The sequence below is a fragment of the Bacillus cereus genome, from assembly GCF_015071065.1.
GTDB classification, from domain to species: domain Bacteria; phylum Bacillota; class Bacilli; order Bacillales; family Bacillaceae_G; genus Bacillus_A; species Bacillus_A cereus_BA.
Map to the genome: position 1 here is coordinate 1 of NZ_VOVA01000006.1, position 26,153 is coordinate 26,153.

A 26,153-nucleotide genomic window follows, 5' to 3' on the forward strand; every position below is an offset into this window, starting at 1 on the left:
CTTTTATTAACGGGAAGTGGCTCAGCTTGGTAGAGCACCTGGTTTGGGACCAGGGGGTCGCAGGTTCAAATCCTGTCTTCCCGATTTTCCCAAAAACATGGGGCCTTAGCTCAGCTGGGAGAGCGCCTGCCTTGCACGCAGGAGGTCAGCGGTTCGATCCCGCTAGGCTCCACTTTATTTTTTATATGTCGGAGGTATACCCAAGTTCGGCTGAAGGGATCGGTCTTGAAAACCGACAGGCGGCGAGAGTCGCGCGGGGGTTCGAATCCCTCTACCTCCTCCATTTTTTTAAAAAGTGGTTTAGTTACATATAAAAATGAATAAGATATTAATTTTTCCTTCATGGAGGTATACCCAAGTTCGGCTGAAGGGATCGGTCTTGAAAACCGACAGGCGGCGAGAGTCGCGCGGGGGTTCGAATCCCTCTACCTCCTCCATTTATTTTTAAAACATAATATCGTCGCGGGGTGGAGCAGTACGGTAGCTCGTCGGGCTCATAATCCGAAGGTCGCAGGTTCAAATCCTGTCCCCGCAACCAATGGTCCCGTGGTGTAGTGGTTAACATGCCTGCCTGTCACGCAGGAGATCGCCGGTTCGACCCCGGTCGGGACCGCCATTTTATGTTGGCTCGGTAGCTCAGTCGGTAGAGCAGAGGACTGAAAATCCTCGTGTCGGCGGTTCGATTCCGTCCCGAGCCACCATTTTTTTTATTTTTATTTTTATTTTTATTTATGCCGGCTTAGCTCAATTGGTAGAGCAACTGACTTGTAATCAGTAGGTTGGGGGTTCAAGTCCTCTAGCCGGCATCATTTAGGGGCATAGTTTAAAGGTAGAACTGAGGTCTCCAAAACCTCCAGTGTGGGTTCGATTCCTACTGCCCCTGTAAAGTATATGGGCCTATAGCTCAGCTGGTTAGAGCGCACGCCTGATAAGCGTGAGGTCGATGGTTCGAGTCCATTTAGGCCCACCATATATATTCCGCAGTAGCTCAGTGGTAGAGCTATCGGCTGTTAACCGATCGGTCGTAGGTTCGAGTCCTACCTGCGGAGCCATGGCCCGTTGGTCAAGTGGTTAAGACACCGCCCTTTCACGGCGGTAACACGGGTTCGAATCCCGTACGGGTCATAAAAAAAGAGTCAGCATATTGCTGACTCTTTTTTATTATGTATAAGCCTCTTTTTATCACCTTATTTTCCTGAAATAAATAAAGGGATTTAGGAAAAGCTATGGTATGTATTAAAAGGAGGAGATAAAAAATGACACAAGTTAGAGAACTTATGAGTACTCATATCGTACATTGTACACCATTAGACAATGTATATGAGGCGGCTGTAAAAATGAAGGAAGAATCGGTTGGATTGATTCCTGTTATTGAAAATCAAAAAGTTGTTGGGCTTGTTACTGATCGAGACTTAGTTGTTCGTGGGATTGCTGAAAAACATCCTGGATCTAATCAAATTACAAATGTAATGACAACAAACATTGTTTCAGTTTCTCCAGATGATTCTATTGAAAAAGCTACAGAATTAATGGCACAATATCAAGTTAGACGGTTACCGGTAGTTGAGAGAGGTCAACTTGTTGGGATGTTAGCACTAGGTGATTTAGCTATAAGAAAATCAGCAGATGATCAAGCAGGGTTTGCTTTAAGTGAAATCTCGGAGCATACGGAATAAATTATGTATAAAGATCAGATACATTATTCTAGTATATACGGATTAAACTAATATGTTAGCGTGATGTATCTGAGACATTATATAATAGGTATAGAGTCAATATTTTTGACAGTTTTTTTAAATTTGTCATTCCTAATTTTTAATAAGAGAAAAAATGATATACTGAGAGATATAAGTATTATGATAGATTTTGAATATAACAATATTTATTGTTAATGATGTAATAATGAATTAATATTTCCTACATAGATAAAAAGGGAAGGGGAATTATATGAGGGCTGTACAGGGCGATCCAAATTGGAATTTGGTTACAGATACATATATAGAACCAAATAATTTCGCTGAGTTATTTTCTTTGCTTGTACCTTGTCATCCAAAAGGTGAAGGGAAAGAGCGAACTATATTAGTATGGAAAGAAAAAGAATTTTATAAAGAAGAAAATTTAGCGGCATTTATCGTATATGGCATGAATAAAGTAAAGAATTTACCGCAATTTCATAAAGATGAAATTCCAACTCTAGTACGTATTCTTCGTTTATGTCAAGAGATTGGTTGGTATGAAGAGGCAAATGCTTTTATGATAACCCAAGGGCTAGATGAATTTGTCCAAACTTCATTGGAGTATGAAACATGGGATCTTTTGACGAAAGCAGTTGCTTTAAACTATTTAATTATTAAATATCGTATTGGTGAATTAACAGCTGAGGATGTAGAAATTTGGAATCGAGTTAAATTTAATGAGAAATGTATAACAGATTGCAAACATCTATTATCTCATAAAGAAGTATTGGAATTTACATTCTTTTATATGTGTAAACGAGCGAAAACATTATCAAAAGAGCAATTAAATAGTGATATGATGAGTCTGGCAATGTATTGTAATACTTTTGTGTATGATTTATATACACATGACTTATTACGAAAGTATCGTAAGTGTACAGACTTCCTATCATATTATGGACCTAGTCAAGCAGTTTTAGCTTGTCAAAGAGCTGTACTTTCACAAATTTCCGATCGATTAGACCCTTTAAAGACAACTCATGTAGATGATTATTTATATGTGATGAAAGAAATGATGGAGCATATGACGATAGGGATAATGGATCGGTATGGTCATTTTATTGGAAAGTTACTATCATATGTACCGTTTTTCGAAATGATCCAAGTTCCACAGCATGCATATTATTGTGAAGAATTACTGTATATTTGTAAGGGAATTGAATACAAAGAAGAAATACTACGCAATTATATATTTATACAATTACATGATTGTTTACCATCATTCTTTAAACTATTTCTTAAAAATAAGCGTTATGCAACGATTCATGATATTCTTTTCTATTGGTGCGACGATGAACAAAGAATGAGCTTAGAGAAAAAATATAATCTTAGTTTTATTTATGAAAAATATGCTTGTGGATAAACCGTATTTTACATATTAAAAATTAATATAAATTAAAAAGGATCTCAAGTTTATGTGAGATCCTTTTTTGTTAGTAAAACAAGGAAAAAGTAACTAAGATAAGAAATAACATTCCATAAAGGAGAAATTGTGCAGTATAACTTCCTTGTATACCAAAAAAAGTATTCGTTTTTTCATATAAATTCAATATATATTTCATTGGATTATCTTTGAAAGATTGGTACACAGTGTCTCCTCTTTCTAAGCTTCTTGTTCATGTTTTGGGTTATTAGGAACATGAACGTATCTAGCTATGAATAATAAAACACCTATAAAGAATACAGGAAGTACGGTAGATAAATAAAAACCATTACTAATTATATTTGTTATAAGAGCACTCAAAAGAAAAATTGCATTATAAATATGGGCAATTTTTTGTTTTAGCCGCATTTGTAATGCTTCCATAATGATTTCTAAAGCAACAAAAGCAATAATAATAGATAAAAATACAGTGTTCGTATTATAAATGACTAAACAACAGATTAAACTTAAAAAGGCCAGGTATTCAATAAAGAGAGGTATATTACGTGGCATATAATTTACCTAACTAAATATGGCAGTGGGTTCACTGCATTTGTTTTTTCAAAATTCCATTCCCCATTATGTAATTCAAAATGGAGATGTTGCCCGTATGAATGACCTGTGTTTCCCATATGACCTACTAATTGTCCAGTTTGTACTTGATCACCAGCTTGTACAGTGCGATCCTTCATATGAGCATAAACTGTTGTATATAATTTCCCATTTATTTGATGGGCGATGAACACGACATTGCCGTAGCTAGCCGAATAATAAGATTTCACAACTTTACCTGCAGCAGCAGCTTGAATAGAGACATTTCCTTGTGCTGCTATATCTATACCATAATGCATTTGCTCCCAGCGCATATCAAAAGTGGAGCTGATTTTCCCTTGAGTAGGGAATTTGAAAACTGCTGGAATTGATGAAGGTTGAGCTGTTTTAGCTTGTGATTGATTTTGATTTTGCACTACATAGTGTTTTGCTACATATCCGTACCCTGTGCCAAAACGAATTTTATACCAAGTACCTACCGTTTCTACTACTTGTACTTGTGTACCATTTTGTAATGAACCAAGTAGAGTACTACTTGTACTAGCGTTGCTACGTACATTTAATTTTGGTGTTGCAACAGTATAAGAAGGAGAACCTTGTACAGTTACACCTTTTACTAGAGGTGTGGAGCCATTAGATACAAATGTTTTTTGTACGTATCCAATTTGACCGTTATGTAATATTTTGTACCAATCTCCTTGTTCACCTTGAATGGTAATGAATTGACCATTTGGTAATATATCTAGAATAGAAGACTCTGTATTAGGTTCAGAACGAACGTTTAATGCGTTTGCATTTACGATATATTGATTATTTGGTTGAACATTTTTTTTGAATAGAATTGCATCTTTTTTCATATAGCCTGTTTTGTTGTTAACAGATACTTTATACCAATCTTGAGTTGTCTCAAGAATAGCAACCGGGCTATTAAATCGAATGTTATCAATTATTGCACTGTCTGCATGGTTATTTTGATGTAGTGCAACGTTGTCAATTTTTACATATCCAGTTTTTACTGTAGATGGTTGCTTAGCAGCCGCTGTTTGTATATCGGATTCTCCCATAGAAGGAAGTAAAGAAGCAATTGCGATAGTAGTTGCTGTTAAAGCTGTAGCTTTCATATTCATGTAATAAAGACCTCCTCTAGTTGTATAGTTGTAATTTTATTATAGTATAAAGATATAATATATTGGTCGTATTCACATAAATGTAATATGAAATCAATAAAAATAATGTTAGAAGAGAGATTCGTATATAAATATTGTATATATCATTTGTGGGGTCACATTTATATTTGTTTAACACGTTAACATTTAATGCACAATTAAGAAAATTAAAACAGTTGATGATGTCTTATGGCGGTGTTATACTGACAGTGATAATTTTATAGTTTGCTAGGAGGGCTGGTGTTGCCAGCTGAGAGTAGGGCCGTAAGCCTTTGATCCTTTTTATTACCTGATCTAGATTATGCTAGCGTAGGGAAGCAATTCGGACATTAACAATGAGTCCCCGTTTCTTTGCGTATAGAGAAACGGGGATTTTTTATTTGAAAATTTCATATTAACACCACTAGGGGTGCTTTTCGTGCTGAGAGAGGAATAATCCTTAACCCTTACAACACCTGATCTAGATAATACTAGCGAAGGGAAGTGGAACAACGAATAAATTATAATTTTATTTGCTGTAACCACTTCTTATATACAGAAGTGGTTTTTTTATTGAGATAAATAGATATATAGGAAGGGGAATTATTAATGAAATTTTGTGAAAGATTATTTGATACGGTGCAGCCTGTTTGGGAGAAAAGTCATAATCATCCGTTTGTAGTAGGTATGGGGGATGGTACGTTGGAAAAAGACAAATTCCAGTACTATATTATTCAAGATTATTTATATTTGTTAGATTATGCAAAGCTATATGCAATTGGGGTTGTAAAGGCAACGAATCCACAAGTTATGGCAAAATTTGCAGAGCAAATTGATGGGATTTTGAATGGTGAAATGACGATTCATAAACAGTATGCAAAAAGACTTGGCATTTCTGCACAAGAAATGGAATCTGCGAAACCATCTGCTAAAAATTTAGCCTATACAAATTACATGATGTCTGTATCTCAAAATGGCACACTTGCAGAATTAATATCAGCTTTACTTCCATGTATGTGGAGCTATTGGGAGATTGGAAAGCGTTTAAATGATATTCCTGGAGCAAGAGATCATGAGTTCTTTGGAGAGTGGATTCAAGGATATAGTTCTGAAGAATACGGTAGCCTTTGTATTTGGTTAATAGATTTATTAAATGAAATGGCAGTTGGAAGGTCAGAGAAAGAGCTAGACCGATTAGAGGAGATTTTCTTATATTCCAGCCGATTTGAATATTTATTCTGGGATATGGCTTATCGTAAGGAGATGTGGGGTTTTGAGGAGCAAGAACATACTACAGTTTCATAATGTTTCCTTTCATTATGATGAGAAGCCAATCATCGATGAATTAAATGCTTCTATACAAGATAAAGAGTTTGTAAGTATTATCGGACCGAGTGGATGCGGGAAAAGTACTTTATTTCGCCTTATTACAGGCTTAGAAGAGGCAAGTACTGGACAGATAGAGCTGACAGAAACAAAGAGTCATCCTGTAGGGTATATGCCCCAAAAAGATATGCTCTTGCCGTGGAGGACGATTATTGAGAATGCAGCTTTACCGCTAGAGTGCCAAGGTGTGCAGAAGAAAGAAGCGCAAGTAAAAGCGAAAGAACTGTTACATAAATTTGGTTTACAAGGGTACGAAAAAAAATTTCCGAAAGATTTATCTGGTGGTATGAGGCAACGCGTATCTTTTATCCGAACTTTATTAACAGGCGGGGAGATATTATTGTTAGATGAACCTTTTAGTGCATTGGACGCTTTAACGAAGGCGTCTTTGCAAGAATGGTTGTTTGAACAATGGAAAGAGTGGGAAAAAACAATTTTATTTATCACTCATGATGTTGAAGAAGCATTGTTTCTTTCTAATCGAATTTTGGTTGTGGAAAATCAACCGATAGCAACTTTAACTGAGAGAATTGTGCCGCTTGATCGTAATCGAACGAGAAAAGATTTATATAAGCCTGAAGTTTTAGCGCTTAAAGAAGAGCTCCTTAGTATGTTACAAAGGCAGGTACTCGTATGATGAATCGCTTGAAGGAGTTATTACCTGCCCTCATATTAAGTGGAATTTTACTTGCTCTATGGGAAGTAGGAGCAAGAATTGTAGATGAGATGTACATTTTACCGTCACCGTCTGCAATCGTAATGAAGATATGGAAACTAAAAGATATATTATTTACGGTTCATTTACCAGCAACATTATATGTTGTTTTAATAGGTGTTGTTATTTCTGTCGTACTGGGCGTAGGGCTAGCAATGTTAATGAATGCGAGTACGTGGATGGAAAGAGCATTTTATCCATTATTAGTAGCTTCTCAAACAATCCCGATTACAGCACTTGCGCCGCTATTTGTTTTATGGTTTGGATATACCATTTGGAGCAAGGTTGTTGTCACTGTCTTAATTACGTTTTTCCCAATTGCGGTAAATACGTATGATGGACTGCGTAGTACGAAGAAAGAATGGGAGGAGCTCTTAGTTACGTATGGTGCAACAAAAAAAGATATTTTTCTAAAGCTAAAGTTGCCATCTGCTCTTCCTTACTTTTTCTCAGCGTTAAAAATTGCAGTTCCGCTTAGTGTTATCGGGGCAGCAATTGGAGAATGGCTCGGTGCACAAGCTGGGCTTGGATATTTCAGTAAAAGAATGATGACGCAGTTAGACGGAGCTGGTGTATTTGCACCAATTGTATTGTTATCATTATTAGCTATTTTTTTCGTCATACTTGTTTCGATATTAGAAAAGAAATTCATTAGTTGGAGGAAGCATTCATGAAATTTTTAAAACGCATCTTTGTATTTACATTATTAGTTGCAATGATTGTAGGATGTTCGAGTAATTCAGCATCAGATAAGAGTAAAAAAGAGAAAGAAATAACGGTCATGCTTGATTGGTATCCAAATGCGGTGCATAGCTTTATTTATGCAGCAATTGAAAAAGGATACTTTAAAGAAGAAGGAGTAAAGGTAAATATTAAATTCCCTTCTAATCCGACTGATCCATTAACGTTAGCTGCAGCAGGGAAAGTGACAGTTGGTCTATATTATCAGCCAGACGTTGTCATGGCCAGAGCAAATGAACAAATTCCAGTGAAATCAATTGGAGCTGTCGTACGTTCGCCGTTAAATCATGTTGTATCGCTGAAATCAGCAGGTATTAAGTCACCTAAAGATTTAGAAGGAAAAACAGTTGGATATTCTGGAACCCCTTTAAGTGAGGCATATTTAAAAACGATGGTAAAAGAAGATGGTGGTAATCCAGATACAGTAAAAGTAGTTGATGTTGGATTCGATTTAGTACCAGCGCTAATTACGAAAAAAGTAGATGCTGTAACAGGAGCATACATTAACCATGAGGTACCTGTGATGCGTCATGAGGGCCATGAGCCGGCATACTTTAATCCAGCTGATTACGGTGTACCGAATTATCATGAACTTGTATTTGTAACAGGTGATAAAACTTTGAAAAAGGATAAAGAAGCATTACAGGCCTTTTTACGTGGTGCGAAAAAAGGATATGATTTCATGAAGAAAAATCCGGATGAAGCATTGAATATTTTATTAAATCATCAAGAAAAAGAAAACTTCCCACTTGTACCAGAAGTTGAAAAAGAAAGTATGAAAATTTTATTAGAGAAGATGGAAACGAAAGATGAGCCATTCTTATCAGATACAAAAGAATCATGGGAGAAACAAAAAAAATGGCTGAAAGAGAAAGGAATGACGAAAGAAATCGTTCCATCCGATGAATTATTCGAAAACATTTTAAAGTAGGCGAATGAATATGAAAAATGAGCTCCATGTAATTTCAAATGGTCACATGCCATTCGAAGAGTTAGTAAATGTAGCGATGCAAATTGAGAGCGAGATTGATTATTTGCATATTCGTGAGCGTGAGAAAAGTACGAAGGAATTGTATGAAGGTGTGGAAAGTCTTTTGGGGAAAGGCTTTCCAGCATCGAAGATAGTGATAAATGATCGAATTGATATTGCTATTTTATTGAATATCCCGCGTGTGCAGCTAGGATATCGAAGCGCAGATGTAGGGTCAGTGAAAGAAAAGTTTTCTTATTTGCATGTTGGTTATTCAGTACATTCTCTAGATGAAGCGATAGTGGCATTTAAAAATGGAGCGGATTCACTCGTTTATGGTCACGTATTTCCAACAGCTTGTAAAAAGGGTGTGCCAGCAAGAGGATTAGAAGAGATTGCTGATATGGCAAGGTGTTTATCAATACCGATTACGGCAATTGGAGGAATCACTCCTGAAAATACGGGTGATGTTCTTGTAAATGGTGTAAGTGGTATTGCTGTTATGTCTGGAATTGTAAGCAGTAGTAATCCGTATAGCAGAGCGAAATCTTATAAGGAATCAATAAGAAAGTGGGCGAAAAAACATGTGTAAGAAGTATGATGTAGCGATTATTGGCGGAGGTGTAATTGGTAGTTCAGTTGCACACTTTCTAGCAGAAAGAGGGCATAAAGTAGCGATTATAGAGAAGCAAAGAATCGCATCTGAAGCTTCGAAAGCAGCTGCTGGTTTGCTCGGTGTTCAGGCAGAATGGGATGAATATGATCCGCTGTTTGAGCTTGCTAGAGAAAGCCGTGCTATATTTCCACAACTTGCAGAAGTTTTACGTGAAAAGACAGGCATCGATATTGGGTATGAAGAAAAGGGAATTTATCGCATTGCTCAAAATGAAGCGGAGAAGGAAAGAATTCTGCATATTATGGATTGGCAACAGAAAACAGGTGAAGATTCCTACTTTTTAACGGGAGAGCATTTGCGGAAAAAAGAGCCATTTCTATCTGAATCAATAATTGGAGCGGTATATTATCCGAAAGACGGTCATGTTATTGCGCCAGAGCTTACGAAAGCATTCGCACATTCCGCGGCATTTTCTGGAGCTGACATATATGAACAAACAGAAGTGTTTGATATTCGTATTGAAAATAATAAAGTGACTGGGATTGTTACGAGCGAAGGTGTAATCACATGCGAAAAAGTCGTTATCGCTGGAGGGTCATGGAGTACGAAATTACTACATTATTTCCATAGTGATTGGGGTACATATCCTGTTAAGGGCGAGGTTGTTGCAGTAAGAAGCAGGAAACCGCTCTTGAAAGCTCCTATTTTCCAAGAGCGGTTTTATATTACGCCGAAGCGCGGTGGCCGTTATGTGATTGGGGCAACGATGAAGCCTCATACATTTAATAAATCTGTACAACCAGAAAGTATTACTTCCATATTAGAGCGTGCCTACACAATATTACCTGCTTTAAAAGAAGCAGAGTGGGAAAGTACGTGGGCTGGGTTAAGACCGCAGTCTAATCATGAAGCTCCTTATATGGGAGAGCATGAAGAAGTAAAAGGTTTATATGCTTGTACTGGGCATTATCGAAACGGTATTTTATTAAGTCCTGTTTCTGGTCAGTATATGGCTGATTTAATAGAAGGAAAGCAGGAGAATCATCTGCTAGATTCATTGCTTTCTAAATCGGTTTAGAAAGGGGATAGAAGTTTGAATTTAAAAATTAATGGTAAGCAAATTGAAGTGCCAGTGAGTGTGAAAACAGTAGCTGAGCTACTTACACATTTAGAATTAGAGAACAGAATTGTTGTAGTAGAGCGTAATAAAGATATTTTACAAAAAGATGATCATAAAGATACATCTGTTTTTGATGGAGACCAAATTGAGATTGTAACTTTCGTAGGAGGCGGTTGATTATGTTAAACATTGGACCATTTTCATTTCATTCTAGACTTTTATTAGGAACAGGGAAATTCTCTGATTTTGATGTGCAGCAAAAGGCAATTGACGTTTCTGAAGCTGAAATTTTAACATTTGCAGTACGTCGTATGGATATATTTGATGCGAAGCAACCTAATTTATTAGAGAAACTTGATGTGAAAAAATATACGTTATTACCGAATACAGCAGGAGCAAAAAATGCTGAAGAAGCTGTTCGAATTGCGAAATTAGCAAAAGCTTCAGGGCTTTGTGACATGGTAAAAGTAGAAGTTATTGGGGATGATAGAACGTTATTACCTGATCCAGTAGAAACATTAAAAGCATCTGAAATGTTACTAGAAGAAGGATTTATCGTTCTACCATACACATCTGATGATGTTGTATTAGCGCGTAAATTACAAGAACTTGGTGTGCATGCCATTATGCCGGGAGCATCACCAATTGGTTCAGGGCTTGGTATTGTAAATCCATTAAATTTAAGTTTTATTATTGAACAAGCGACAGTACCAGTTATCGTTGACGCTGGTATTGGTAGCCCAGCTGATGCGGCATTTGCAATGGAATTAGGAGCAGATGGTGTGTTATTAAATACAGCAGTATCTGGAGCAAAAGATCCTATTAAAATGGCATACGCAATGAAATTAGGTATTGAGGCAGGACGATTAGGGTTTGAAGCAGGTCGTATTGCACGTAAACGTTGTGCAACAGCAAGTAGTCCTTTAGAAGGAATGAGCGTAGTTGAATAATCGATATTCTCGCCAAGAACTATTTTCTCCAATTGGGGAAGAAGGGCAACAAAAGATAGGAGAAAAGCATGTACTTATTATCGGTGCAGGTGCATTAGGTAGTGCAAATGCAGAGATGTTTGTAAGAGCTGGCGTTGGTAAGGTGACAATTGTTGACCGCGATTATGTGGATTGGAGTAATTTACAAAGACAGCAATTGTATGCAGAGAGTGATGTAGAGAATAACCTTCCGAAGGCTGTGGCGGCAAAAAAACGTCTAGAAGAGATTAATAGTGAAGTAAGAGTAGAAGCTCTCGTTCAAGATGTAACGGCTGAAGAGTTAGAAGAATTCGTTACAAATGTTGATGTAATTATCGATGCGACTGATAATTTCGAAACGCGTTTTATTGTGAATGATATATCGCAAAAATATTCTATTCCATGGGTTTACGGGGCATGTGTAGGAAGTTACGGCCTTTCTTATACTATTCTTCCAGGCAAAACGCCATGTTTATCTTGTTTATTACAATCGATTCCGCTTGGCGGAGCGACATGTGACACAGCGGGGATTATATCACCTGCTGTATCTCTTGTCGTTTCTCATCAAGTAACGGAAACACTTAAACTGTTAGTAGAAGATTATGACTCGCTTCGAGATGGGCTTGTATCATTTGATGTATGGAAAAATGAGTATTCATGTATGAATGTGCAAAAGCTTCGTAAACATAATTGTCTATCGTGTGGTGAACAGGCATTATATCCGTATTTAAATAAGGAAAATACTTCAAAAACAGCAGTGTTATGCGGGAGAAATACAGTTCAAATTAGACCACCTCATAAAGAAGAAATGAATTTTGAGCAATATAAAGAATTGTTGAATAATCGCGTGAATGATTTGAATGTAAATCCATATTTACTATCATTTTCTGTTGAAGAAAAGAGATTAGTTGCTTTCAAAGATGGTCGTGTACTTGTGCATGGAACGAAAGATATAAGTGAAGCGAAAACAATTTATCATCGCTATTTTGGATAGAAAAGGATGAGTGAGATGAAAGTGAATAAGGCTTTAACGATTGCAGGATCTGATAGCGGAGGCGGCGCTGGAATTCAAGCAGATTTAAAAACTTTCCAAGAGCTTGGTGTGTATGGAATGACAGCTATTACAGCAATTACTGCTCAAAATACGCTTGGCGTTCAAGGGGTATATCCAGTTCCGTTAGAAGGTATTACGGAACAGCTGAATTCAATTGGTACGGATTTAACACCAGATGCTGTGAAACTAGGGATGCTATTTAGCAGTGAAATTATTCAAATTGTGGCAGAACATATTAAGAAATTTGGCTGGAATAATATTGTACTAGATCCTGTTATGATTGCTAAAGGCGGTGCGTCATTATTACAACAAGAAGCAGTACAAGCATTAAAAGAATATTTATTGCCACTAGCTACCGTTGTAACACCGAATGTTCCGGAAGCAGAAGTGTTAACTGGGATGGAGATTCAAAATATAGAAGATAGTAAAGAAGCTGCGAAAGTATTGCACGAATTAGGGACTAAATATGTTCTTATGAAGGGTGGACATGCAGAATATCAAGGTAATGAAGTAATTGATTTACTCTTTGATGGAGAAGAGTTTATTGAATTTAGAAGTGAACGAATTCCTTCGAAGCAAACACACGGGAGCGGATGTACATTCGCGTCTGCAGTTACAGCAGGACTTGCGAAAGGATACTCAATTGGAGAGGCAGTTCAAGAAGCAAAACGATTTATTAGTATAGCGATTGAAGAGCCGTTGAATATTGGTAGTGGTCATGGACCAACGAATCATTTTGCATATAAGATGAATAATACACGTGTATAAAGACATGAGAAGCCAGTTTGTTAACTGGCTTTTTTTATGTTTACTTTTTCCAAATACAGGAGTAATATATCAGCCAGAATACATTTTTTGTAATACGCTGAGTCCAAATTTATGGAGCGGAGGAACCAATTTGTGCTTCGTCACTAGGGGTGAATCTTTCAATTTTGAAAGTAGGGCTACTCTCAAAGTCCGAATCCGACAGCTAACTTCGTAAGCGTCTTGAGAGAGGACGGTGCCCTGATGGATACATCACTTTATCGGTCTGATTAGTATAGGAGGATATCAATCTATGTTTGGATTCTTTTATGCTAAGGAGGATGAGGTATATGGAATTAACACTTATTTGTGTTGGAGAAGAAGACAAGATAAATAGTTTAAGAGAGTTAGTAGCATTTCAGCATGAGTTAATTATTTTTACAGCAAATGAAGAGATAGCAGCTGAAGTTAGGGATTATGGATTCGAATCAGCTTATAGCTGTAATAAGGAGCAGGATTTTACTAGTATTTGCGAGCGGATTAAGAAAGTAATTTTATTAGGAGATGAGCTTCCGATAGTTAGCTTTTTCACAGAACTCATTCGTTTTTCTTTTCAAGCGCCTATTACTGTTGTTACAAAGAATAAACGCTATCCAGCCAGGCTCTATGAAACAATTGGAGCTAAATTTGTAGTGTTTACGAACTGTGATAATATTTCTTTTTTATTTTTTGAATAGGGCGGGGGAAACGAAGATGAAGGTATTGTTACTAGGAGATATAGCGAATCGTTGGGTGGTATCGGTAGAGCGAGTTCAAGAATTGGTAGTGCTCGATCCTATTTTTCCAAGACCATATATAATATTGCCATCGAAAGATGCCTTATATTTAAAAACAGATATTATCGAATATGAGCAGCTACATGCAGAACTGTCACAAGTTTATATTCGAGGTAGAAATTTACGTGCATTTTTGCGTGGAGAATAAAGTAAAACTTTAATCAGTGGGGATTTTCTCCATCCTCCACTGATTATTAGTTGAACGAATCGGGCTCTTACTGCCCGTTAATGCGGGATAAAGGTTGAATGAAAAGAGAGCGAATGCTGAGTGCAACAAGCTATGCACTTCATGTCATTCGCTCTTTCTATTTCATATTTAAAAGATCATTTCTATGAAAAAGGAAGAAAAGACAAGGAAATAGATGAAAGAACATTAATAATACTCAATGTAAGCGTTTAAACGGCAGAATATTTTCTTATTTTAAGTAATTTACCTCTTTACAAGTTAAATATAGAGGAGTATATTTACTCTCATAAATCATTCATGAAATTTCCAAAAAAACCTAAAATCGCTGAGTTCCAGAAATGGAGCGGGGGAACCAATTTTGTGCATTGTCACTTGGGGTGAATCTTTCAGTTTTGAAAGTAGGGCTACTCTTTAGGCCCGAATCCGACAGCTAACCTCGTAAGCGTTTAGAGAGGAGGTTTACTTTGTGTTGTTCACTTCGAACACTAAGTAGAGCTTAGTGTTCTTTTTCTGATGAGTAAATGTCAAATTTTAACAAAAGCGAGGGGTATCTATGTTAGATGTTGTGATGGTCGGAATTTTTGTTGTATTAGTAGCATCGATGGCAAGCCTGGCAAGTTGGTCAGATAAAGTTGTGAAAGAAGGGAAGCAATCATGATGATTGCCTTATCGGTTATTGTTGCAGCGATTACGGTGTACTTAGTATACGCATTATTAAATCCAGAAAAGTTTTAATTAGGGGGAATCATTCATTATGATTTGGGTTGCAGTCGTTATTACAATGCTCTTGTTTATTCTAGTAGCAAAGCCAATGGGGATTTATTTAGAGAAAGCTTTTCAAGGGAGTAATAAGTTAGATAAAGTGTTTGGGCCTTTTGAAAAACTTATATTTAAAATTACAGGGGTGAAACAATACAATCAAACGTGGAAGCAATACGCATTATCATTAGTTTTACTCAATGGATTCATGATTGTTGTCGTATATTTCATTTTCAGATTACAAGGTGTACTGCCGCTAAATCCAGCACATATTGAAGGAATGGAGCCTACGCTCGCTTTTAATACAGCAATTAGTTTTATGGCTGATACAAACTTACAGCATTATAGCGGTGAAAATGGCTTATCTTATTTATCACAATTAATCGGGATTACATTTTTAATGTTTGCAGCACCAGCAACGACGTTAGCGCTCGTTATGGCTTTTATAAGAGGACTCGCTGGAAAAGAACTCGGTAACTTTTTCGTTGATTTTACGAGAGCATTAACGAGAGTTTTTCTTCCTATCGCATTTATTGCAGCGCTAGTCTTTGTCGCACTTGGTGTACCACAAACGTTAGATGGGGCAGTTACAGCACAAACAATTGATGGTGCGAAGCAAAGTATTTTGCGTGGGCCAGTTGCATCATTCGTTTCAATTAAGGAACTTGGGAATAATGGTGGTGGTTTCTTCGGAGCAAACTCAGCACATCCATTTGAAAACCCAGGACAAATGAGTAATATTTTACAAATGATGCTTATGATGTTATTGCCAACAGCACTTCCATTTACGTACGGAAGAATGGTAGGAAATAAAAAGCAAGGACGTATCCTTTTTGTATCACTGTTCATGGTCTTTTTACTAGGATTTATAACGATTACGACATCCGAATTACATGGAAATCCAGTATTGAACCAAACGGGTATCCAGCATGTGCAAGGAAGCACAGAAGGAAAAGAAGTACGATTCGGAACTGTATTTTCTTCACTTTACGCGACAGTAACGACAGCTGCTGAAACAGGAGCGGTTGATACGATGCATGATACGTTAACACCAATTGGCGGTTTAGTTCCACTCGTAAATATGATGTTGAATACAGTATATGGCGGCGTTGGAGCAGGCTTTATCAATATTATCATGTATGCAATTATTGCAGTCTTTATATCAGGATTAATGGTCGGACGGACGCCAGAGTTTTTAGGTAAAAAGATTGAAGGTAAGGAAATGAAATTAATTGCGGTGACGATATTATTCCATCCGTTGCTTATTTTAGGATTTTCAGCATTAGCTCTTTCAACAAGTTTAGGAACAGATGCTATTTCTCATTCAGGTTTCCACGGTTTAACGCAAGTTGTATATGAATACACATCGTCAGCTGCGAATAACGGGTCTGGATTTGAAGGTTTAGGGGATAATACACCGTTTTGGAATATTACGACTGGTTTAGTTATGTTTTTAGGACGTTATTTCAGCTTAATTACGATGCTAGCTGTTTCTGCTTCACTGAAGGAGAAAACGGTCGTACCAGAAACAGTCGGAACATTCCGTACGGATAATAGTTTATTTGGTGGCATCTTCATCGGAACGATTGTAATTGTTGGTGCGTTAACATTCTTCCCGATGTTAGTATTAGGTCCAATTGCAGAATTTCTTACATTGAAGTAATGGAGGGTAAATGATGAGACCGGTAGTAGTAAAAGAAAAACAAGTAAATCAGTCACAAATACATGCTGTAGAAGATGAGGTTAGACAAGCAAAAACGTTGGATCGTGATATCGTGACGCATGCGATAAAGCAATCCTTTGCGAAATTGAATCCAAAAGTAATGATAAAGAATCCGATTATGTTCATTGTGGAAATTGGATTTATAATAACGCTACTTTTATCCTTTCTTCCAAGTAGTTCGAGTAGCATACCAGGATGGTTTAATATAACAGTTTCTCTCATTCTATTATTCACAGTTTTATTTGCTAACTTTGCAGAAGCGTTAGCTGAAGGTCGTGGTAAAGCGCAAGCCGATTCTTTAAAACAATCGAAAAAAGATGTATTTGCAAATGTTGTAAAAGAAAATGGAGACATTGTTCAAGTTTCAGCAACTGATCTGAGAAAAGGTGACGTTGTTATTGTAAAACAAGGGGAAATGATTCCGAACGATGGTGAAGTAATTAAAGGATTAGCATCTGTAGATGAATCTGCAATTACAGGGGAATCAGCTCCTGTAATAAAAGAGGCGGGCGGTGATTTTTGTTCAGTAACAGGCGGAACGATGGTCGTAAGTGATGAGATTACAATTGTAATTACGAGTAACCCAGGTGAATCATTTATCGATAAAATGATTTCTTTAGTAGAAGGAGCTGCTCGTCAAAAAACGCCGAATGAAATTGCCTTAAATACAGTATTAACGAGTTTAACTCTTATTTTCTTAATCGTTGTTGTGACGTTGCCGATTTTTACAAATTATTTAGGCTTTCAAATTGATACAGCTATACTTGTAGCACTGTTAGTTTGTTTAATTCCAACGACAATTGGTGGGTTATTATCAGCGATTGGTATTGCTGGGATGGACCGTGTGACAAAGTTCAATGTATTAGCGATGTCGGGTAAAGCAGTAGAAGCTGCGGGTGATATTAATACAATTATTTTAGATAAAACAGGTACGATTACTTTCGGAAACCGGATGGCACATACACTGCTTCCTGTAGGAAATGAAACGATTGAGCAAGTAGGAAAATGGGCTGCGATTAGCTCAGTTTTAGATGAAACACCAGAAGGTCGATCAGTTATAGAATATGTACAAACGAAATCTATATCATATAATAGAGAAATTGCAGAACAAGGTGAATTTGTTCCATTTAAAGCAGAAACGAGAATGAGTGGTGTTGATTTACAGGACGGAACGAAAGTGAGAAAAGGTGCTGTTAGTGCAGTTATTGAATGGGTTCAATCGCAAGGCGGAACAATTCCGAAAGATGTGAATCAAAAAGCAGACTTAATTTCAAAAGAGGGCGGGACACCGCTTGTAGTTGCAGTAGATGATCGTATTTACGGTTTAATTTATTTAAAGGATACAGTAAAACCTGGTATGCGTGAACGTTTTGAACAATTGCGCCAAATGGGGATTAAAACGGTTATGTGTACAGGGGATAACCCATTAACAGCAGCAACAATTGCCAAAGAAGCAGGGGTAGATGAATTCGTTGCCGAGTGTAAACCAGAAGATAAAATTGCGGTTATTAAAGCAGAGCAAGATAAAGGGAAACTTGTAGCGATGACAGGTGATGGTACAAATGATGCCCCGGCATTAGCACAGGCTGACGTTGGATTAGCGATGAATAGTGGGACGACAGCTGCGAAAGAAGCGGCAAATATGATTGATCTAGATTCGAACCCAACGAAAATTATTGAGGTTGTAGGAATTGGTAAACAATTGTTAATGACGCGTGGTGCATTAACGACGTTTAGTATTGCGAATGACATTGCGAAATATTTTGCGATTATTCCGGCGATGTTTACACTTGCGATTCCGCAAATGGAAGCATTAAACATTATGAAATTAACATCACCGCTTTCAGCAATCTTATCAGCATTAATATTTAATGCAGTTATTATTCCGTTACTCATTCCGTTGGCGATGAAAGGTATCGCATATAAACCAATGAGTTCTAATGCATTGCTTAGCAGAAACTTACTCATTTATGGGCTTGGCGGAGTGATCGTTCCGTTCATTGGAATTAAAGTAATTGATATGATTGTCGGCTTGCTCATATAAGGAAGAGGGGAAAAAAGATGGCGAAAAAACAAAGTATACTTTCACCAATTATTCGTATTACTTTTACATTTCTAGTCTTGTGTGGACTTGTATATCCGCTTATTGTAACTGGTATTGCGCAAGCGGTAATGAAGGATAATGCGGATGGAAGTCTTATATATAATGATAAGGATGAAGTAGTTGGTTCAAAATTAATCGGTCAAAATTTCACAAATCCACGTTATTTTCATGGACGTGTCTCTAGTATAGAATATAAAGCAGAAGCATCTGGTTCAAATAACTATGCACCGTCTGATCCAGATTTAGCAAAACGAGTTGAGAAAAGTATTGAAGACTGGAAGAAACAAAATCCAACCATTCCAGTTACAGAAGTACCGATAGATTTAGTGACGAATTCGGGTTCAGGTCTTGATCCTGACATTAGTCCAAAAGCGGCTTCTGTGCAGGTAGATCGCATCTCGAAATTAACGAATATTCCGAAAGAAAAGCTGAATCAATTGATTAAGGATCAAACGGAAGGTGCTGCACTCGGCTTGTTTGGAGAAGATCGCGTGAACGTCTTAAAGTTAAATTTAGAATTACAGAAATTAATGAAATAGTAACAGTGCTACCTCAATCTAACGGATTGAGGTAGTGTTGTTTCGAAAGAAAGGTTGTGAGTGTTTTGTATGCGGATGACTATAAACCGGCGTTTCAAAGGCGAACACCAGAAGAGTATTTAGAATACATTCATCAGCAAAACCGGGGGAAATTAAAGCTATATGTAGGAGCGGCTCCAGGAGTAGGAAAAAGTTATAAAATGCTCTATGATGCTAGAGAAATGAAAAAGGATGGTATTGATATTGTAATTGGTTTAATTGAAACACATGGAAGGGAAGAGACAGAAGAAGCAATTGCTGATTTAGAAAAAGTTCCTTTAAAAGAAATACAGTATAAAGGAAAGGTGTTTTATGAGCTTGATGTGGAAGGAATTATAAAGCGTGCGCCGCAAGTAGTTGTAGTGGATGAACTTGCCCATAGTAATATACCAGGTTCTAAACATAAAAAACGTTACATGGATGTGCAAGAATTGTTAGAGGCTGGTATATCTGTATTATCAGCGTTTAATATTCAACATTTAGAAAGCGTTCATGATATTGTAGCTCAAATTACGAATGTCAAAGTACGAGAGCGTATCCCGGATTTTATTTTGCAAAAAGCAAATGAAATTCAGCTTGTTGATGCAACGCCCGAGGTACTCCGGAAGAGATTAATAGATGGAAAGATATATAAGAAAGAAAAAATTCAACAAAGCTTACAAAACTTCTTTACGATAAATAATTTAGGGGCATTAAGAGAGTTATCACTTCGAGAAGTTGCAGATGATATGGATGAGAAAATTAGCCAAACAGTAATAGAACCGATCGGTGTGAAAGAAAAAATTCTCGTTTGTGTACAATACAGTTCAACAGCAGAGAAATTAATACGGAGAGGTTGGCGCATGGCTGATCGGTTAAACGCTGAATTGTATGTCTTAAACGTAGAAGGGGAAAATATAGATTCTATTTCAGCTGGCAAAAAGCAAACAATTGAAGAATGGAAATCGCTCACGAATCAATTTGATGCGAGCTTTGTATTAGAAGAAGCAAAGGGAAGAAAACCCGCTGATGTTATTATTGAAGTTGCGAAAAGACTACAGGTGACACAAGTTTTACTCGGGCAATCTGCGAGAACACGGTGGGAAGAAATTAGAAAAGGTTCTATTGTAAATGAAATTATGAGACAAACGAAGTATATTGATATTCATATTGTTGCTGATCAAAGAGCTTAAAATAGAGACCATTTGTAGGTCTCTATTTTTCTTTTTGTGCAGTATGAGAATGTAGCATTTTTATTGCGTGTAAAACTATAAGTAGAAATGTAACTGCTATTACGACAGAAATGGGAATGACGAAGGGCGCAATCTCTAAAATTTGTACAAAGTTGTTTCAAAAGCAATTCGTTGAGAAGATGCAAATGTTAGATAATCAAAACGAAATTTTATTCCGCTTAACGGAAAGCGGAAATGAAATATATAAAGCTCATGAAAAATTGCATAAACAAGCTGAAGAAAAGTGGCTGTTACTTTTAGATGGATATACGAAAGAAGAGCAAGATTTTATTCAAAGGTTTATAAAGGATGTCTCCGATCATTTGGAAATATAATTGGAAGAAAAAACTCCTTTTTTCAAGCCTTTTGAATATAATTTCTGAAAGAACTCATATATAATAGAGAAAGATACTTAACATAGTGAATAATTAAAGAGTCAATATATAAAGAGGAGAGAATAACATGCTTGAAAATACGGGGTTAGTATTAGAAGGCGGCGGTATGCGTGGTGTATATACGGGCGGGATATTAGAATACTTTATGGAGGAAGGTTTATATTTTCCATATGTAATTGGTGTATCAGCTGGTGCTTGTCATGCAGCGTCGTATCTTTCCAGACAAAGAAATAGAAATAAAACAGTAAATATTGATTATGCATCACACCCACAATATTTATCGTATAAAAACTTGTGGAAAAAACGTCAATTATTCGATATGGATTTCATTTTTCATGAAATTCCAGAAAAACATGTCCCATTTGATTTTGAAACATACTTTAATAGTCCAGAGCGTTTCCTTGTAGGAACAACTGATTGTGAAACAGGACAGTCTGTTTATTTTGAAAAAGAGGGAACGAATGATGATGCGCTAAATTTATTACAAGCATCTAGTTCATTACCGTTCATTGCACCGGCAGTAAACTACCGAGGTAAGCAATTGTTAGATGGCGGGATTTCAGATCCAATTCCAGTTCGTAAAGCACAGGAAGATGGATTTAAAAAATCAGTCGTTATTTTGACGAGAAATCATGGTTACGCGAAGAAAAAATCAAAGTTTGGCTGGGTTGCAGCGAAAGCTTATAAGAAGTATCCAAACCTTGTGAATACAATGCTCAGTCGTTATGAAGTATATAATGAAACACTTCACTACATTGAAAAAGAAGAACAAGCAGGTAATTTATTTGTTATTCGCCCAGAAGTTCCGCTTCAAGTAGATCGTATGGAAAAAGATACAGCAAAACTACAAAGTTTATATGAGCAAGGCTATGAAGATGCAAAGAGACAATTTGCAGATTTACAGGCGTTTTTGCAACAATAATAATTAGGCTGTGGAGAAGGAGTTCTCCGCAGTTTTTTTTATTATTGATTTATAACTGAATACCGTTTTAGAAACAATTATACATGTTTTTTGTTATGGTATAATATGGATAAAATTATACAAAGGAATGATACATATGGAAAATGTATATAAAGGACTTAGACATACTGGATTTACCATGATGCTTATTTTTGGTGGTGTATTTCTACTTCGTTGGTTCATTCATGATGAAATGCTACTGGATCAGCTTATTGGGTTTAGTGTAGGAATGGTGATGGTTGTTTCATCGGTTTTTATTCAAAAATATAGTAAAGAATTACAGGTAGCTGATAAGTATTAAGAGGTTGTAAGCTCTCCTTATATTTGGAGGGGGGCTTTTATAGTTAAGTAGTTTGGCTGAAGAGGAGGCTTTCGTATGATTGTTGCAAAAGGAAAGTAGCGCATCGGAATTCGATGCGCTACTTTTTTATTTATAAAAAAATCCCTCTTTATGAGGGATTTTAATGTGGTAAGAAAACTAATTGATAAGCGAACAAGATTCCGAATAAATACACAAGTGGGTGAACAGCACGGAATTGTCCTTTTGCCACTTTCATAAGTGGGTATGAAATAAATCCAAGTGCGATACCTGTTGAGATACTTGATGTAAGTGGCATGCTTAAGATTACTAAAAATGCTGGGAATGCTTCATCGAACGTATCCCAATCGATATATCGAACTGAACCCATCATAAGACTACCAACGATAATTAATGATGGTGCTGTAATAGCTGAAACGCCAGAAACAGCGCTCACTAAAGGTCCGAAGAATGCTGCTACTGCAAATAGAACAGCTACTGTCACAGTTGTTAAACCAGTACGGCCACCAGCTGCAACACCAGCAGATGATTCAATGTAAGCTGTTGATGGTGTTGTTCCGAACATAGCGCCAATTGTTGCTGAGAATGAGTCAGATAGAAGAGCTCGTCCTGCTTTTGGAAGTTTTCCGTCTTTCATAAATCCGCCTTGTTGTGCTACACCAAGTAATGTTCCTGTTGTATCAAATAGTGTAACGAGGAAGAATGAGAACACAACGCCGTATAATCCGTAATTAATTACATCAGAAACAGCAGTAATTGGGTTTGAAACGATAATTCCTTCTGGTAATCCAGGCATTGACGTAACGCCATTTGAGAACGTTAATTGCCCTGTGAAATAAGCGATAATACCAGTTAATAGCATTCCGATAAATAATGCGCCATTTACATTTAAAGACATAAGGATAATTGTAATTCCAAGGCCAGCTAATGCTAGTAGAACTGGAGCAGAGTGAAGATCGCCAAGCCCAACTAAGTTTGCATCATTTTTTGTAACAATTCCTGTTAAGCGCAAACCGATAAAAGCAATAAAAAGACCAATACCAGCAGTAAGTGCATGTTTTAAGTTTTCAGGAATTACTTCCATTAATTTCGTACGGAAAGATGTGAATGATAACAAAATTAAAATCATACCTGCTACGAATACAGCAGAGAATGCAATTGCAAAAGTCATGCCTTCATGAGCTTTTACAACAGAGTAAGAGAAGTAAGCATTTAATCCCATACCTGGTGCAATTGCGATTGGTAAATTTGTAAAGATCGCCATAAATAATGTTCCGACAACAGCTGCAATAATTGTTGCTGTAAATGCTTGTTCAAACGGAACACCTGCATCCCCAAGGATGACAGGGTTTACGACAATGATATATGCCATTGTTAAAAAGGTAATAATACCTGCCATAATTTCAGTTTTAATAGAAGTTTTATGTTTTGAAAGGTTAAACATATAAACATCCTTTCTTTTTACGAATAATTTCCACAACAGTTATATATAATATTCGTTTTTTATCTATATTGCAATAGTTTTGCATAAAAACTTTAGAACAATTCATATTTTATGTCTTAAATTCGAATATTAACCGTGAAAATGAGCGTGAATCGCGGTTTTTTAATGTAAGTAGTTTTTATAATTGTGCACATTATAAGGGAAAAGGAGTTGAAGGAAGTTATGCCGCAGCAAAAAAACTTTTTAACAATGCCAGCGCAGCATCAAAATAAACAGCCTGGTATTGAATCATTAATGAATCCTCTTCCAAAGTTTGAAGATCCAAATTATAAAGGAAGCGAAAAGTTAAAAGGAAAGAATATATTAATTACAGGGGGAGATAGTGGGATTGGACGAGCTGTGTCCATCGCTTTTGCAAAAGAGGGAGCAAATATTGCGATTGCTTATTTAGATGAGGACGAAGATGCAAATGAGACGAAACAACTTGTTGAAAAAGAAGGCGTGAATTGTGTATTGCTGCCGGGGGATTTGAGTAATGAACAACATTGTAAAGATATTGTGGAAGAGACCGCCCGGCAGCTGGGGAGTTTAAATGTTCTTGTGAATAACGTCGCACAGCAATATCCGCAGCAAGGGCTAGAGTATATTACAGCGGAACAGCTAGAAAAAACGTTCCGTATTAATATTTTTTCTTATTTTCATGTCACAAAAGCGGCACTATCTCATTTAAAACAAGGGGATGTAATTATAAACACGGCATCTATCGTTGCGTACGAAGGAAATGAAACGTTGATCGATTATTCTGCAACGAAAGGAGCAATTGTCACTTTTACAAGATCGCTATCTCAGTCGTTAGTACAAAAAGGAATTCGTGTAAATGGTGTTGCACCAGGCCCAATTTGGACACCGCTTATTCCATCGAGTTTTGATGAGAAAAAAGTATCACAGTTCGGGAGCAATGTTCCTATGCAAAGGCCTGGTCAGCCGTATGAATTAGCGCCTGCATATGTATATTTAGCGTCTAGTGATTCGGCATATGTAACGGGACAGATGATACATGTAAATGGCGGTGTTATTGTGAATGGATAGTTTTTATTTATAAGAGCAAAGTAAAGCTAATTGCATTTATCCCGTTATTTACGGGCAGTAAGACTCCTACCTCAAAATTCGGTGAATGCAAGGAAGTTAGGTGGGAGATAACTGCCCGTAAATGCCCGATTGGTCAAAACCCCCACCGAGTAAAGTTTCACTTTATTATGATGTTAGTGCTAGGGAGGATTTAGATGAAGAAAGTATGGTTTATCGTAATCCTATTTTTCTGCCTGCCAGCTAGCGTTTTTGCTAATACAGATCATTTAATATTAGTTAACCTTACGACGAATCAGCTGTCTTTTTTTGAAGAGGGAAACTATACTAGAACATTTCCGATAACGACAGGAAGAGACAGGACCCCAACGCCTGAAGGGAATTTTTGTATTATAACTAAATATAAAAATAAAGAATACCATCGTAAGAAAATACCTGGGGGTGCACCAAATAATCCTCTCGGTACGAGATGGCTAGGTCTGGATAAAAAGGAATATGCCATTCACGGGACAAATCGTGAAGGAACGATTGGAAGTCGGGAATCAAATGGTTGTATTCGAATGCATGACCGCGATATACAGTGGTTATATGATCGGGTACAATTGCAAACGAAAGTAATTATTTCTCGTTTTCATACGAGTCCCGAATATGAAGCGTATAAGCTTGGTTATCGTGTTGTGAGTTGGAATGGTCGTAAAGTAGAAGAAGAACAAATTGGAATGCTTACGTTAGTAGATCGGATAAATATATATTGGCAAGAACCAAATGGACAGTTGACTAAAGTAAAAACGGTATTGCCAAATGAAAAATACACAGTGTATTCCAAACGACAAGATGGAATATATTATATAGGAAACAATTTGTATATTGTGGATGAAACGGGAGAAAAAATTCGTTATGAGCAATTACCTTATTCGATTTTAAGTAATATATATAAAAGGAAATATGATGTTCCGTAATAGCTACCGTGTATAGGCGGTAGCTTATTTGTGGTTAAGTTTAGTTGTTTTTATTGATTTCCTACCAATCGCGTACCTACAAATAGTGAGATGAAAAAATTGAAACAGCAACTATTATGTTTTGCTGAATATAATACAGTACAGATTGGGGGGCGGTCACATTATGAAAAGTGAATTTGCATTTAAAATTTTCTTAATCACGACTTGTTTATTTATCGTGTATTTATATGCGTTACTCGTCTTCTCCTTTTATGTTCCATATATTGATTTAATATTGTTCGTCGGATTTATTTGGGCATTTGTTAAAGCGAGGGAAGGGGAGAAGAGTGTATATCGACGCATTACTTTATGCGGGACGGTCCTTCTCGTTATTTTGTACTTTTTTATGATGCATGATGTTTGGAGGGGAATGTAAAAAAGC

The 26,153-nt window shown here is 36.8% G+C and carries 28 protein-coding genes, 12 tRNA genes, 1 pseudogene and 4 riboswitches; of the genes and pseudogenes, 38 read left to right on the top strand and 3 right to left on the bottom strand.

Features of this window, described 5'->3' with window-relative positions:
- Window positions 1–10: 10 nt before the first annotated feature.
- From FT637_RS16805 to FT637_RS16870, 14 genes are all read left to right on the top strand, one after another.
- Window positions 11–84 (top strand) — tRNA-Pro (locus FT637_RS16805).
- A gap of 15 nt (window positions 85–99) precedes the next feature.
- A tRNA-Ala gene (locus FT637_RS16810) sits at window positions 100–172 on the top strand.
- A gap of 18 nt (window positions 173–190) precedes the next feature.
- Window positions 191–283: transfer RNA gene (locus tag FT637_RS16815), tRNA-Ser, on the top strand.
- 61 nt (window positions 284–344) lie between these two features.
- Window positions 345–437: transfer RNA gene (locus FT637_RS16820), tRNA-Ser, on the top strand.
- 24 nt (window positions 438–461) lie between these two features.
- A tRNA-Met gene (locus tag FT637_RS16825) sits at window positions 462–538 on the top strand.
- 2 nt (window positions 539–540) lie between these two features.
- Window positions 541–616 (top strand) — tRNA-Asp (locus FT637_RS16830).
- Between the two features lie 9 nt (window positions 617–625).
- Window positions 626–701, top strand: a tRNA-Phe gene (locus FT637_RS16835).
- A gap of 32 nt (window positions 702–733) precedes the next feature.
- A tRNA-Thr gene (locus FT637_RS16840) sits at window positions 734–806 on the top strand.
- Between the two features lie 6 nt (window positions 807–812).
- A tRNA-Trp gene (locus tag FT637_RS16845) sits at window positions 813–883 on the top strand.
- A 10-nt stretch (window positions 884–893) separates the two neighbouring features.
- Window positions 894–970, top strand: a tRNA-Ile gene (locus FT637_RS16850).
- 7 nt (window positions 971–977) lie between these two features.
- A tRNA-Asn gene (locus FT637_RS16855) sits at window positions 978–1,052 on the top strand.
- Window position 1,053: 1 nt separating this feature from the next.
- Window positions 1,054–1,125: transfer RNA gene (locus FT637_RS16860), tRNA-Glu, on the top strand.
- 131 nt (window positions 1,126–1,256) lie between these two features.
- A complete protein-coding gene (locus tag FT637_RS16865) occupies window positions 1,257–1,676 on the top strand; it encodes a CBS domain-containing protein (protein WP_193647271.1) in 420 nt (139 codons plus the stop codon).
- A 271-nt stretch (window positions 1,677–1,947) separates the two neighbouring features.
- Complete coding sequence (locus FT637_RS16870) at window positions 1,948–3,099, top strand: DUF3965 domain-containing protein (protein WP_193647272.1); 1,152 nt, start codon at window positions 1,948–1,950, stop codon at window positions 3,097–3,099.
- A gap of 240 nt (window positions 3,100–3,339) precedes the next feature.
- Here the strand turns inward: FT637_RS16870 and FT637_RS16875 are convergent, their stop codons facing one another.
- Window positions 3,340–3,672: a hypothetical protein gene (locus tag FT637_RS16875; RefSeq protein ID WP_193647273.1), complete on the bottom strand. Its 333-nt coding sequence runs from the start codon at window positions 3,670–3,672 to the stop codon at window positions 3,340–3,342.
- Window positions 3,673–3,677: 5 nt separating this feature from the next.
- Window positions 3,678–4,838, bottom strand: a complete 1,161-nt coding sequence (locus FT637_RS16880) for an SH3 domain-containing protein (RefSeq protein WP_193647274.1) — start codon at window positions 4,836–4,838, stop codon at window positions 3,678–3,680.
- Window positions 4,839–5,097: 259 nt separating this feature from the next.
- Window positions 5,098–5,210: riboswitch (TPP riboswitch) on the top strand.
- 62 nt (window positions 5,211–5,272) lie between these two features.
- Window positions 5,273–5,376: riboswitch (TPP riboswitch) on the top strand.
- 89 nt (window positions 5,377–5,465) lie between these two features.
- Between FT637_RS16880 and tenA the strand changes: the two genes are divergently transcribed.
- From tenA to FT637_RS16985, 21 genes and pseudogenes are all read left to right on the top strand, one after another.
- Window positions 5,466–6,161: a thiaminase II gene (tenA, locus tag FT637_RS16885; protein WP_193647275.1), complete on the top strand. Its 696-nt coding sequence runs from the start codon at window positions 5,466–5,468 to the stop codon at window positions 6,159–6,161.
- Window positions 6,130–6,879 (top strand): ABC transporter ATP-binding protein, encoded by a 750-nt coding sequence (locus tag FT637_RS16890; protein WP_193647276.1) that lies wholly within the window; start codon window positions 6,130–6,132, stop codon window positions 6,877–6,879. The genes tenA and FT637_RS16890 overlap by 32 nt, the downstream gene beginning before the upstream one ends.
- Entirely contained in the window at window positions 6,879–7,631 is a 753-nt protein-coding gene (locus FT637_RS16895) for an ABC transporter permease (RefSeq protein ID WP_193647456.1), read from the top strand. The genes FT637_RS16890 and FT637_RS16895 overlap by 1 nt, the downstream gene beginning before the upstream one ends.
- The gene (locus FT637_RS16900; protein ID WP_193647277.1) at window positions 7,628–8,629 is read left to right on the top strand and encodes an ABC transporter substrate-binding protein; all 1,002 of its coding nucleotides are present in this window, start codon (window positions 7,628–7,630) and stop codon (window positions 8,627–8,629) included. The genes FT637_RS16895 and FT637_RS16900 overlap by 4 nt, the downstream gene beginning before the upstream one ends.
- Before the next feature lie 10 nt (window positions 8,630–8,639).
- Window positions 8,640–9,260: a thiazole tautomerase TenI gene (gene tenI / locus FT637_RS16905; protein ID WP_193647278.1), complete on the top strand. Its 621-nt coding sequence runs from the start codon at window positions 8,640–8,642 to the stop codon at window positions 9,258–9,260.
- The gene (gene thiO / locus FT637_RS16910) at window positions 9,253–10,362 is read left to right on the top strand and encodes a glycine oxidase ThiO (RefSeq protein ID WP_193647279.1); all 1,110 of its coding nucleotides are present in this window, start codon (window positions 9,253–9,255) and stop codon (window positions 10,360–10,362) included. Before tenI ends, thiO begins: the two co-directional genes overlap by 8 nt.
- Window positions 10,363–10,377: 15 nt before the next feature.
- Window positions 10,378–10,581, top strand: coding sequence for a sulfur carrier protein ThiS (gene thiS, locus FT637_RS16915; protein ID WP_193647280.1), 204 nt, complete (start codon window positions 10,378–10,380; stop codon window positions 10,579–10,581).
- Between the two features lie 2 nt (window positions 10,582–10,583).
- Window positions 10,584–11,354: a thiazole synthase gene (thiG, locus tag FT637_RS16920; protein ID WP_193647281.1), complete on the top strand. Its 771-nt coding sequence runs from the start codon at window positions 10,584–10,586 to the stop codon at window positions 11,352–11,354.
- Window positions 11,347–12,366 (top strand): thiazole biosynthesis adenylyltransferase ThiF, encoded by a 1,020-nt coding sequence (locus FT637_RS16925; protein WP_193647282.1) that lies wholly within the window; start codon window positions 11,347–11,349, stop codon window positions 12,364–12,366. The genes thiG and FT637_RS16925 overlap by 8 nt, the downstream gene beginning before the upstream one ends.
- A gap of 6 nt (window positions 12,367–12,372) precedes the next feature.
- Window positions 12,373–13,194, top strand: a complete 822-nt coding sequence (gene thiD, locus FT637_RS16930; protein WP_193647283.1) for a bifunctional hydroxymethylpyrimidine kinase/phosphomethylpyrimidine kinase — start codon at window positions 12,373–12,375, stop codon at window positions 13,192–13,194.
- Window positions 13,195–13,279: 85 nt separating this feature from the next.
- A riboswitch (cyclic di-AMP (ydaO/yuaA leader) is annotated at window positions 13,280–13,427 on the top strand.
- Between the two features lie 93 nt (window positions 13,428–13,520).
- Window positions 13,521–13,907 carry a hypothetical protein gene (locus FT637_RS16935; protein WP_193647284.1) on the top strand — a complete coding sequence of 129 codons (387 nt, stop codon included), beginning with the start codon at window positions 13,521–13,523 and terminating at the stop codon, window positions 13,905–13,907.
- Window positions 13,908–13,923: 16 nt separating this feature from the next.
- Complete coding sequence (locus FT637_RS16940) at window positions 13,924–14,154, top strand: hypothetical protein (RefSeq protein WP_071679177.1); 231 nt, start codon at window positions 13,924–13,926, stop codon at window positions 14,152–14,154.
- Window positions 14,155–14,506: 352 nt separating this feature from the next.
- Window positions 14,507–14,652, top strand: a riboswitch (cyclic di-AMP (ydaO/yuaA leader).
- 94 nt (window positions 14,653–14,746) lie between these two features.
- Window positions 14,747–14,851: a SipW-dependent-type signal peptide-containing protein gene (locus tag FT637_RS16945; protein WP_002170453.1), complete on the top strand. Its 105-nt coding sequence runs from the start codon at window positions 14,747–14,749 to the stop codon at window positions 14,849–14,851.
- A complete protein-coding gene (kdpF, locus tag FT637_RS16950; RefSeq protein ID WP_000972378.1) occupies window positions 14,848–14,928 on the top strand; it encodes a K(+)-transporting ATPase subunit F in 81 nt (26 codons plus the stop codon). Before FT637_RS16945 ends, kdpF begins: the two co-directional genes overlap by 4 nt.
- Before the next feature lie 19 nt (window positions 14,929–14,947).
- Window positions 14,948–16,615, top strand: a complete 1,668-nt coding sequence (gene kdpA / locus FT637_RS16955; protein ID WP_193647285.1) for a potassium-transporting ATPase subunit KdpA — start codon at window positions 14,948–14,950, stop codon at window positions 16,613–16,615.
- A 13-nt stretch (window positions 16,616–16,628) separates the two neighbouring features.
- Entirely contained in the window at window positions 16,629–18,719 is a 2,091-nt protein-coding gene (kdpB, locus tag FT637_RS16960; RefSeq protein WP_193647286.1) for a potassium-transporting ATPase subunit KdpB, read from the top strand.
- Window positions 18,720–18,736: 17 nt separating this feature from the next.
- Window positions 18,737–19,318 (top strand): K(+)-transporting ATPase subunit C, encoded by a 582-nt coding sequence (kdpC, locus tag FT637_RS16965; protein WP_193647287.1) that lies wholly within the window; start codon window positions 18,737–18,739, stop codon window positions 19,316–19,318.
- Between the two features lie 56 nt (window positions 19,319–19,374).
- The gene (kdpDN, locus tag FT637_RS16970; protein WP_193647288.1) at window positions 19,375–20,529 is read left to right on the top strand and encodes a KdpD-like non-kinase potassium sensor; all 1,155 of its coding nucleotides are present in this window, start codon (window positions 19,375–19,377) and stop codon (window positions 20,527–20,529) included.
- An 86-nt stretch (window positions 20,530–20,615) separates the two neighbouring features.
- Window positions 20,616–20,903: pseudogene (locus tag FT637_RS16975) on the top strand (MarR family transcriptional regulator); the annotation flags it as partial.
- A 127-nt stretch (window positions 20,904–21,030) separates the two neighbouring features.
- Window positions 21,031–21,885, top strand: coding sequence for a patatin family protein (locus FT637_RS16980; protein ID WP_193647289.1), 855 nt, complete (start codon window positions 21,031–21,033; stop codon window positions 21,883–21,885).
- Window positions 21,886–22,012: 127 nt separating this feature from the next.
- On the top strand, window positions 22,013–22,225 hold the full coding sequence (locus FT637_RS16985; RefSeq protein ID WP_193647290.1) for a hypothetical protein: 213 nt from the start codon (window positions 22,013–22,015) through the stop codon (window positions 22,223–22,225).
- Between the two features lie 160 nt (window positions 22,226–22,385).
- Here the strand turns inward: FT637_RS16985 and FT637_RS16990 are convergent, their stop codons facing one another.
- A complete protein-coding gene (locus FT637_RS16990; protein ID WP_193647291.1) occupies window positions 22,386–23,687 on the bottom strand; it encodes an NCS2 family permease in 1,302 nt (433 codons plus the stop codon).
- A gap of 222 nt (window positions 23,688–23,909) precedes the next feature.
- On the opposite strand from FT637_RS16990, the gene FT637_RS16995 reads away from it, so the two are divergent.
- From FT637_RS16995 to FT637_RS17005, 3 genes are all read left to right on the top strand, one after another.
- Window positions 23,910–24,776, top strand: a complete 867-nt coding sequence (locus FT637_RS16995) for an SDR family oxidoreductase (protein ID WP_193647292.1) — start codon at window positions 23,910–23,912, stop codon at window positions 24,774–24,776.
- Between the two features lie 194 nt (window positions 24,777–24,970).
- A complete protein-coding gene (locus tag FT637_RS17000) occupies window positions 24,971–25,732 on the top strand; it encodes a L,D-transpeptidase (protein ID WP_193647293.1) in 762 nt (253 codons plus the stop codon).
- Between the two features lie 163 nt (window positions 25,733–25,895).
- Window positions 25,896–26,147 (top strand): hypothetical protein, encoded by a 252-nt coding sequence (locus FT637_RS17005; protein ID WP_002029881.1) that lies wholly within the window; start codon window positions 25,896–25,898, stop codon window positions 26,145–26,147.
- Window positions 26,148–26,153 lie beyond the last annotated feature (6 nt).